The sequence below is a fragment of the Streptomyces sp. NPDC002994 genome, assembly GCF_040611155.1.
Lineage (GTDB): Bacteria > Actinomycetota > Actinomycetes > Streptomycetales > Streptomycetaceae > Streptomyces.
In genome coordinates, this window is the sequence record NZ_JBEXNQ010000059.1 from 1 (window position 1) to 10,542 (window position 10,542).

The 10,542-nt window shown below is 73.9% G+C and carries 3 protein-coding genes; all 3 read left to right on the forward strand.

The features are described from left to right. A partial coding sequence (locus ABZX79_RS37460; RefSeq protein WP_355268431.1) for a type I polyketide synthase occupies positions 1 to 3,525 on the forward strand: 3,525 nt, incomplete at its 5' end. After that, positions 3,522 to 9,527 (forward strand): SDR family NAD(P)-dependent oxidoreductase, encoded by a 6,006-nt coding sequence (locus tag ABZX79_RS37465; RefSeq protein ID WP_355268433.1) that lies wholly within the window; start codon positions 3,522 to 3,524, stop codon positions 9,525 to 9,527. The genes ABZX79_RS37460 and ABZX79_RS37465, both read left to right, overlap by 4 nt. Positions 9,528 to 9,688: 161 nt before the next feature. Next, positions 9,689 to 10,542: polyketide synthase (locus ABZX79_RS37470; RefSeq protein ID WP_355268436.1), on the forward strand; the 854-nt coding region annotated here is incomplete at its 3' end.

Genomic DNA, 10,542 nt, shown 5'->3' on the forward strand with positions numbered 1-10,542 from the left:
CGCAGTACGGCCGGGGACGCGGTCGTGGTGGGGACACTGCGCCGGGACGAGGGCGGTCTGCACCGGGTGTGGACATCGATGGGGGAAGCGTTCGTACGAGGCGTCGACGTCGACTGGAAGGCCGCGTACACCTCACACGGGCTCGCCACCCGCCGGGTCGACCTGCCCACCTACCCCTTCCAGCGCACCCACTACTGGGCCGAGACCTCCCCCGCAGGGGTCGGTGATGTCGCAGCCGCTCGCTTCGGCATGACCTGGCAGGAGCACCCGTTCGTCGGGGGCGCCCTCCAGCCCGCGGGCTCCGACGAGGTGCTGCTCGCCGGGCGGTTGGCCCTCGCCTCGCACGCCTGGATGACCGACCACGCGGTTTCGGGTGTTCCGCTGCTCCCGGGCACCGCGTTCGTCGAACTCGCCCTGTACGCCGGTTCGGTCGCAGGGTGCCCGGCGCTTGATGAACTGGAGGTTCGCGCACCGTTGGTCCTGCCGGAGCGCGGCGGGGTACAGATCCAGGTGCGCGTCGCGGACGCCGACGAGTCGGGCAGGTGCCGGGTGTCGGTGCACGCGAAGCCCGACGAGCTTGCGGTCTCCGGTGCCGGCGGCCTCGGCGCGGACGCGGACCGGAACCCCTGGACACTCCACGCCGTCGGCGTGCTGGCCCCGGCGAGCGCGCGGCTCACGCAGGCCGGCAGGGCCGACAGCAAGGTAGTCGGCGACAAGGAGACCGGTACCGACAGCGACGACGTCGGCAGCGAGGCAGCGGCCTGGGCCCGCACGGAGTGGCCGCCCGCCGGCGCCGTTCCGGTCGAACCGACGGAGTTGTACGACCGGTTCGCCGAGCTGGGTTACGAGTACGGCGAGGCGTTCGGTGGCCTGCGGTCGGTCTGGCGCCGGGACGGCGAGGTGTTCGCTGAGGTACGGCTCCCGGGCCGGGTGGTGGCCGATGCCCCCCGGTACGCCGTCCATCCCGCGCTCCTCGATGCCGCGCTCCAGCCGTGGATGGCGGGCGGCCTGTTCGAGGTGCCCGCGGGCCAACTGCTGCTGCCGTTCGTCTGGCGCGGTATGACCGTGCACGCGTCGGGCGCCGACGAGGTACGTGTCCGGCTGGTCCGGGGCGCGGACGGAACGCTGTCGTGCCAGGCCGTGGACCCCGCCGGGGACCCGGTGTTCTCCCTCGACGCGTTGGCCATGCGGCCCGTGGAGCGGGACCGTCTCGCCGCCTCCCTGGGCGCCTCCACCACCGCTCCCCTCTACGAGGTCGTGTGGCGGGAAGTCGGTGCGCGAGCGGCCGGCCGGCCGGAGCGTTGGGCATTGGTCGGCGGCGACCGAATCCGTTCCCGGCTCGGCCACGCGGCCGAAGCGGCCGGGTTCACCGAGTACACGGGTCTCGACGAGCTGCGCCGGGATCTCGCCGAGGGCTGCGCCGCGCCGGAAGCCGTCGTGGTCACCTTCGGCCCCGGCCCCGGCCCCGGCCCCGGCCCCGGTGCCGAGCCGGACCGGCCCGTCGCCGACGAGGTGCGGGCGGTCCTGCACGAGGGCCTGGCCTGTGTCCAGGAGTGGCTGGCCGACGAACGGGTCGCGGACGTCAGGCTCGTGATATTGACGGAACGCGCGGTCGCCGCCGCTGTGGACGAGGACGTCCCCGGGCTCTCCTGGTCGGGCTTGTGGGGACTGCTCCGCTCGGCGCAGTCCGAACACCCCGGACGGTTCGGGCTCATCGACGTGGACGCCCACGATCTGTCCGCGGCGGCGATCCCGGCCGCCCTGGGGGAGATCGCCGAGGGAGCGTCTCAGCTGGCGGTACGCAAGGGCGTTCTGTACGCGCCGACCTTGGCGCGAACACAGGTGCCGACCGGCACGTCAGCCGGCCCGGGCCACCCGGCTCCGCCCGCCTCGATCAGCAGCCACCCGGCTCCCAGCCACCCGGCGTCCAGCCACCTGGCCACCAGCCACCAGGCTCCAGACGACCCTGCCTCCGGCGACAGCCCGGGTGCTCCCGGCGCGACGCCCCGCACCCCCCAACTCGGTGACGGCACCGTCGTGGTCACCGGCGCCACCGGCATGCTGGGCCGACTGTTCGCACGACACCTTGCGCAGCGCCACGGCGTACGGCACCTGCTTCTGCTGAGCCGTAGCGGCGCGTCCGCCCCGGAGGCCGACGCACTTCTCGCGGGGCTGCGGGAACTCGGCGCGGAACCGGAACTTGTCGCCTGCGACGCGGCGGACCGCGACGTACTGCGCTCGGTGCTCGCGGGCATCCCCGGCACGCGTCCACTCACCGGTGTCGTGCACGCGGCCGGCGTCCTCGACGACGGCGCGGTCGAAGCGCTGACCCCGGACCGCATCGACTCCGTACTGCGGTCCAAGGCCGACGCCGCTCTCCATCTGCACGAACTCGTCGCGGACCGACAGCCGGCGGCGTTCGTGCTGTTCTCCGGAGCCGCCGGGCTCCTCGGGCGCCCCGGGCAGGGCAACTACGCCGCCGCGAACACCTTCGTCGACGCCCTGGCGCACCACCGCCGCGCCCAGGGGCTCCCCGGGCTGTCGCTCGCCTGGGGCCTGTGGGGCGAGGCCACCGGCATGACGTCGCACCTGGCGGAACGGGACCTGGGGCGCATGAGGCGCTCGGGCATCGCTCCGATGTCGAACGAGCAGGGGCTCGCGCTCTTCGACCGCGCCCTCGCGCCGGCTTCGGACCGCGCCCTCGCGCCCGCTTCGGACCGGGCCCTGCTCGTACCGATGCGGCTGGATCTTGCGGCGCTGGGGCGGGAGCGTGCCGAGAACGGGCCCGAGGCAGTGCCCGTACTCCTGCGGGCGCTGCTCCCGGCCGACACGGCGCGGCACACGGCGGCGCGGACCGCGCCCTCGCGGCACGCGACGTCCGCCGAGGGCGTCGGCGGGCTGTCGGCCGTCACGCCCGAGGCTCTCGCCGACAGGCTGGCGGCGCTCGATGGGCCCGCCCGTGGCCGTGAACTGCTCCACCTGGTGCGGGCCCGGGTGGCGAAGGTGCTCGGCCACTCGGATCCTCAGGCGGTGGAACCGGGACGGCCATTCCGCGAGAGCGGGTTCGACTCGCTGATGTCCGTGGAACTGCGCAACCAGCTGAACGCCGCAACCGGGCTGCGGTTCCCCGCGACGGTGGTGTTCGACCACCCGACACCGCGAGCAGTCGCGGAGCACATCGGCGCCGAGCTCGGCCTGGACGGCGGGGACGAGGACGCCGGTGACGCGGCCCTGTCGAACCTGGAAGCACTGCTGGCCGCCGTGGCGGGTATGGCGGCGGACGACCAAAGGCGCGAGCTGGTCCGCCGGCAGCTGGAGTCCGCGCTCGTCACGGTCGGAGCCGCCGGCACCGGGAGAACTGCCGCAGCCGGCGGAGCTGACGGAGCCGCCCGAGCGGCATCCGGGGCCTCCACCGGCAGCCCCCGGCCCGGCGGGGTCCCGGCCAGTACGCGGGCGGCGGTCGAGGAACAGCTCGACTCCGCGAGCGACGACGACCTCTTGGCCTTCATCGAGGAGCAACTGTGAGCAGCAGCGAGGTTCCGCACACCGAGGCCCGGCAGAGCGCGCCGCCCGGCGGGGACGCCCGGCACCCCGGCACACCGGACGGCAGGACCCGGGACGACAAGGTCCGGGAGTACCTCAAGCGGCTCACCGCCGAGCTGCTCAGCACCCGCCAGCAACTCACGTCGCTGGAGGAGAGCGCCCGCGAGCCGATCGCGATCGTCTCGATGAGCTGCCGTCTGCCCGGCGGGGTGACGACCCCCGAGGAACTGTGGCGGCTCCTCGAAACGGGGACGGACGCCGTGTCCGGGCTCCCCACCGACCGCGGCTGGGACCTGGAGGCGCTCTACGACCCCGACCCCGACGCCCCGGGCACCAGTCACACCCGTGAAGGCGGGTTCCTCGACGACTGCGCCGGTTTTGACCCCGAGTTCTTCGGGATATCCCCGCGCGAGGCGCTGGCCATGGACCCCCAGCAGCGGTTGCTGCTGGAGACGTCCTGGGAAGCCCTAGAGCGCGCGGGAATCGACCCCACGACCGTCCGGGACAGTCGCACCGGTGTGTACACGGGTGTGATGTACGACGACTACGGCGCCCGGCTGATCCACCGGCCGGGCGCCGGCGCGCCGGCCGACCTGGAGGGCTACCTCGTCAACGGCAGCGCGGGCAGCGTCGCGTCGGGCCGCGTCTCGTACGCACTCGGCCTGCGCGGCCCCGCCGTCACGATCGACACGGCGTGCTCATCGTCCCTGGTCGCCCTCCATCTGGCCGCCCAGGCGCTGCGGCTGGGGGAGTGCGACCTCGCGCTCGCGGGCGGGGCGACCGTGCTGTCGACGCCGACGATGCTCATCGACTTCTCCCGCCAGCGCGGGCTCGCCGCGGACGGACGCTGCAAGGCGTTCGCCGACACCGCCGACGGCACGGGCTTCGGCGAGGGCACCGGGATGGTCCTGCTGCAACGCCTCTCCGACGCCCACCGCGAGGGCCGGCCCGTGCTGGCCGTCATCCGCGGTTCGGCGGTCAACCAGGACGGCGCGGGCAACGGCCTGACCGCGCCCAATGGCCTGGCACAGCAGCGGGTAGTGCGGGCCGCGCTCGACAACGCCCGGCTGGGACCCGACCAGATCGACGCGGTCGAGGCGCACGGCACAGGGACCCGGCTCGGCGACCCGATCGAGGCACAGGCCCTGCTCGCCACGTACGGCCGCGGCCGGCCCGCGGACCGGCCGCTGTGGCTCGGCTCGCTGAAGTCCAACCTCGGACACACGCAGGCGGCCGCCGGTGTCGCGGGCGTCATCAAGACGGTCCTCGCCATGCGACACGGTGTGCTGCCGAAGACGCTCCACGTGGACACGCCGTCGTCGCACGTCGACTGGGCGTCGGGCGCGGTGGAGCTGCTGACCCGCCCGGTGCCGTGGCAGCCTCGCGCCGACGGGGTACCGCTGCGCGCCGGCGTGTCGTCCTTCGGGGCCAGCGGCACCAACGCACACCTGATCCTGGAGAGTGCCGCCGCCCCGGAAGGGGCGCGGACGGCGGAGGTCGTCGCTCCCCGCCGCGCGGCCCCCGTGATGTGGACCGTGTCGGGACGGGACCGCGAGGCGCTACGGGACCAGGCGGAGCGCCTGCACACGCACCTGAGCGCCCTGGAGGCCCCCGTGGCCGCCGTGGCGAGTGCGCTGGCGCACCGCCGCACCGCCTTCCGCCACCGCGCCGTCGTCATCGGCAAGGACCGCGAAACGCTGCTGGGCGGACTGCGCGCGCTCGCCGACGGGCGGGATGCGGACGAGCCGAGGGCCGCCGGGGCCCGCGTCGTCACGGGCGAGGCCGCCGCGGAGCGCCGGACCGCCTTCCTCTTCTCCGGCCAGGGCAGCCAGCGCCCGGGCGCCGGACGCGAGCTCCACACCCGCTTCCCCGCCTTCGCCCGGGCCCTGGACACCGTCTGCGCCGAGATGGACCAGTACCTCGAACTCCCCTTGCGCGCAGTCATGTTCGGCGACGTCGACCCCGGCGCCGTCCGGACCGGGGCCGAGGCGGCAAACGGCGCCGGAACCGCCATGGAGTCCGCGCTGCTGGACCGTACGGAATACACCCAGCCGGCGCTCTTCGCCCTCCAGGTCGCCCTCTTCCGGCTGCTCACCGAGGAATGGGGCGTACGCCCGGACGCGGTCATGGGGCACTCCGTCGGCGAGATCTCCGCCGCTCATGTCGCGGGAGTCCTCGACCTCGCCGATGCCTGCGCCCTCGTCACCGCACGGGGCCGCCTCATGCAGGCGTTGCCCCGCGGCGGCGCGATGGCCGCGGTCGCGGTGAGCGAGGCGGAGCTGGCTCCGTACCTGGTGGGCCGGGAGACGGAGATCTCACTCGCCGCCGTCAACGGTCCCTCGTCCGTGGTTGTTTCGGGCGACGAACAGGCCGTGCTCGACCTGGTGGAGCTGTGGCGGTCGCGTGGCCGGGACACCAAACGGCTCACCGTCAGCCATGCGTTCCACTCGCCCCGCATGGACGGGATGCTGACACAGTTCGAACAAGTTGCTCGCGCATTGCGCCATCGTCGGCCGACGCTTCCTTTCATGTCGAACCTGACCATGGAGAACGGCACTCCCGCTGATCCGTGCGGCCCGGACCACTGGGTCCGCCATGTGCGCGAGCCGGTGCGGTTCCTCGACGGCATCCGCGCCCTGCGCGCCGACGGCGTCGACACCTACCTGGAGTTGGGACCTGACGCGGTGCTCACCGCCATGGCCAGGTCCTGCCTCGACGACGACACCGCACACGGCCCGCGGGAACCCGTGGGCCGCTCGCTCACCGTGCCGGTGCTCCGCAGGAACCACGGTGAGACGGACGCCCTGACGCGCGCGGTGGGCGAGGTGTACGCCCACGGTGCAATAGCCCTGCCGACGGCGTCGCCGGAGCACCCCGAGGAGGCCGCCCGGATGGCCGCAGCCCTGCCCACCTATCCCTTCCGGCGCAAGCACTACTGGCTGGACGTGCCGGCGGCGTCCGACCCGGAGGCCATGGGGCTCGACGCGAGCCCGCACCCCCTGCTGTCCGCCGCCGTGCCCCTGCCCGAAGGACAGGGCACGGTGTGGACCGGGCGCCTGTCCCTCCGCAGCCACCCGTGGCTGACCGAGCACACGGTGCGCGGCCAGGCGGTCGTGCCGGGAACCGCTCTGCTGGAACTCGCCCAGCACGTCACCGACGCGCCGCAGGCCTCCGCGCCGCACGCCTCCGCGCCGCACGCCGACGCGCCCATGGCCACGGCCAGCCCCGTCCCCGGCACCGTCTCCGAACTCACCCTGGAGACGCCGCTGGTGCTGCCCCGGCACGCGACGGTACGGCTGCGCGTCACGCTGAGAGCCCCGGACGCACACGGTGAGCGCACCCTGCGGATCTACTCGGACGCCTCGGCACCGCGGGGCGGCGGCTGGACGCGCCACGCCTCCGGCACCGTCGGCGGCACGGACGAACCGCCCACTGATCGGTCGCCCTTCGGCACCACCTGGCCGCCGGAGAACTCCGTACCCCTCGACATCTCGGCCGAGTACGAGCGCTTCGCCACCGCGGGCATCGGATACGGGCCCGCCTTCCGCGGTCTGTCCGCCGCCTGGCGCCGCGGCACCGAGGTCTTCGCCGACGTCCGGCTGCCCGGTGCGTACGCCGACGAAGCCGGCCGCTACGCCGTCCACCCCGCTCTCCTGGACGCCGCGCTGCACGCCGCGGCACCGGGACTCGGCCTGGAGCACGGGCTCGTACCCTTCTCGTGGACCGGCGCCCGCGTGCACCGTCCGAGCGCCGACGCCCTGCGGGTACGCATCACCGCCGCCCCCGGCGTAGCAGGCACCGACGCCGTCGCGCTCACGGCCGTCGACACCGCCGGACGGCTCGTCCTCACGGTGGACGCGCTCGCCCTGCGCCGCCCCGACACCGACGGTCTCGCCGCCGCGGGTGCCGCACAGCTGCCGCTGCACCGGCTGCGCTGGAGCGCCCGCCCCGGCGGGCAGTCCCCGACCGGGCTCGCGCCCGGCCCCGAGGACTTCCACGTGCGCTGGGCCGACGCCACCGACGAGGAACTGCTCGCCAAGGCGGCCGAGGAGAGCCAACGGGACGGCGTTCCGCTCCTCGTGGACCTGGGTGGCTCATCGGGTTCACATCCGGATGTGGTGCGGGACACGCTCGGGCGGGCCCTCACCCTCGTCCAGCGGTGGGTCGACGGCGCACACCACGACCACGCGTCTCCTGGCCCCGGGCCACTGACCTTCGTCACCCGCGGTGCGGTGGACACGGGGGACGGCGGCGTCGACCCGGCAGCCGCCGCCGTCTGGGGACTGCTGGGCTCCGCCCAGGCCGAACACCCGGACCGCATCACCCTGGTGGACACGGACGGGGCCCCCGCCTCCCGGCACGCCCTGGCCGAGGCCGCCACCCTCGGCGGCCGGTCGGCCGTCCGTGACGGAGTCCTGCTGCGGCCCGCACTGGTCCAGGCCGTCCTGGTGCGCGCGGGCTCCACCACTCCCGCACCGGCCCGGCCGACCGCGGAGGACGCGGTAACGACGGAGGGCACGGCATCCGAGCAGGGAACGGCATCCGCGCAAGGCACAACGGCCGTGCAGGGCACGGTACTTGTCACCGGCGGCACTGGAAGCCTGGGCGCGATGGCGGCGAAACACCTCGCCGCCGCCCACGGCGTACGCCACCTGCTGCTGCTCAGCAGGCGCGGGCCCGCGGCGCCCGGCGCGGACGAACTCGTCCAGGAACTCGCCGCGCTCGGAGCCCGCGCCGACGTCGTGGCCTGCGACGCGGCCGACCGCGACGCCCTGCGTGCCGTACTCGACGGCATCCCCGCCGACCGGCCGCTGACTGCCGTCCTCCACACCGCCGGAGTCCTGGACGACGGCGTCGTCACCGCGCAGAGCGCCGAGCGCCTGGACGGTGTACTGCGCCCCAAGGCCGACGCGGCCTGGAACCTCCACGAACTGACCAGGGACCTGCCCCTGTCCGCCTTCGTTCTGTACTCCTCAGCCGCCTCGACGCTGGGCAGCGCCGGCCAGTCCACGTACGCCGCGGCCAACGCCTACCTCGACGCGCTCGCCGTATGCCGCCGGGCCGAGGGACTGCCGGCCGTCTCCCTTGCCTGGGGGCCGTGGGACAGCGGCATGGCCGGCACCCTCACCGACGTGGACGCGGCCCGCCTGCGGCGCACCGGGATCGTTCCCCTGCACCGGGCCGAGGGGCTTGCCGTGCTGGACGCCGTGCTTGCCGGACCGGGGGACGCCGCGGTCCTCCTGCCGGTACGGGTCGACCCGGCCGCGCTGCACGCGCACGACGCCGAGCGGATCCCGGAGGTGCTGCGCTCGCTCGCCGCCCCTGCCTCCACGTCCGCGTCCTCCACGTCCGCGTCCTCCACGTCCGCGTCCTCCACGGCGGGGACGAACGCCCCCGATGCCGACCGGCGGGGCACAGCCGCGCTCGCCGAACGCCTGGCCGGAGCATCCCGCGCCGAACGGGCGGCCGTACTCGCCGAGGCGATCCGTACGGAGGTTGCGGCGGTGCTGGGGCACGGCGACACCATGGCCGTCACCAGGGACGGCAACTTCCGTGAGCTGGGCCTCGATTCGCTCACGGCGGTGGAGCTCCGCAACCGGCTCGCCGCAGCCACCGGCCTGCGCCTTCCCGCCACCATCGTCTTCGACCAACCGACCCCGCAGGCACTCGCGGTCTTCCTGGACCGCGAACTGCCCGGCCCCGAGACAGCCGTACTCCACACCCTCGACCGGCTCCAGGAACAACTGGACGGCGCACCGGAAGCAGTGGTCGACGACGAGGTGCGGGGCCGTGTCACCCGACGGCTCGAAGCCCTGCTCGCGACTCTGGCCGTACCGGGGCGACCGGCCGACGGCGGCCCGGCAGTGACCGACGGTACCGGAGCCGGCCGCTCCGACCGCCCGGACGAGGCGGTGGGCAACCGCCTGCGAACGGCGACCGACGACGAGCTGTTTGACCTGCTCGACAACAAGTTCCGGCAGTGAACAGCAGGTTCCGGCAGTGAACACCCTGCCGACGCAAGCGCTCTGAGGCGACGACCGCACCACGAGACCATCTCAGGAGAACTGTGTCCACCAACGACTCCGACTCAGCAAACGGCTCCGCCACCTCCGAGGCGAAGCTTCGGGACTACCTCCGCCGCGCCATGGTGGAGCTCCACGAGACGCAGGAGAAGCTGCGCCAGGCGGAGGAGCAGGCGCACGAGCCGATCGCCATCGTGGGGATGGGGTGCCGGTTCCCCGGTGGGGTGGGGTCCGCGGAGGACTTGTGGGATCTGGTGGCCTCGGAGACGGATGCGGTGTCGGGGTTCCCGGTGGACCGGGGCTGGGATGTCGCGGGGTTGTACGACCCGGAGCCTGGCACCCCTGGCAGGTCGTATGTGCGGGAGGGGGGTTTTCTGCACGGGGCGGGGGAGTTTGATGCCGCGTTCTTCGGGATCTCTCCGCGTGAGGCGGTGGCGATGGATCCGCAGCAGCGGTTGCTGTTGGAGACGTCGTGGGAGGCGCTGGAGCGGGCGGGGATCGACCCCCACGCGTTGCGCGGCAGCCGCACCGGTGTCTACGCGGGCGTGATGTACCACGACTACGGCAACGGGCAGGCCACCGCCGACATGGGCGGCTTCCTCGGCACCGGGACGTCCGGAAGCGTGGCGTCGGGTCGGATTTCGTACGCGCTGGGGCTTGAGGGTCCTGCGGTGTCGGTGGATACGGCGTGTTCGTCGTCGTTGGTGTCGTTGCATCTGGCGGTGCAGGCGCTCCGCCGGGGCGAGTGCGACCTGGCGCTCGCGGGTGGCGTGACGGTGATGGCTTCGCCAGGGATGTTCGTGGAGTTTTCGCGGCAGCGTGGGTTGGCGGTGGATGGCCGGTGCAAGGCGTTCTCGGATGCGGCTGACGGTACGGGCTGGGCCGAGGGTGCGGGGATGTTGTTGGTGGAGCGGTTGTCGGATGCGCGTCGGCGTGGGCATCGGGTGTTGGCGGTGGTGCGGGGTTCGGCGGTGAA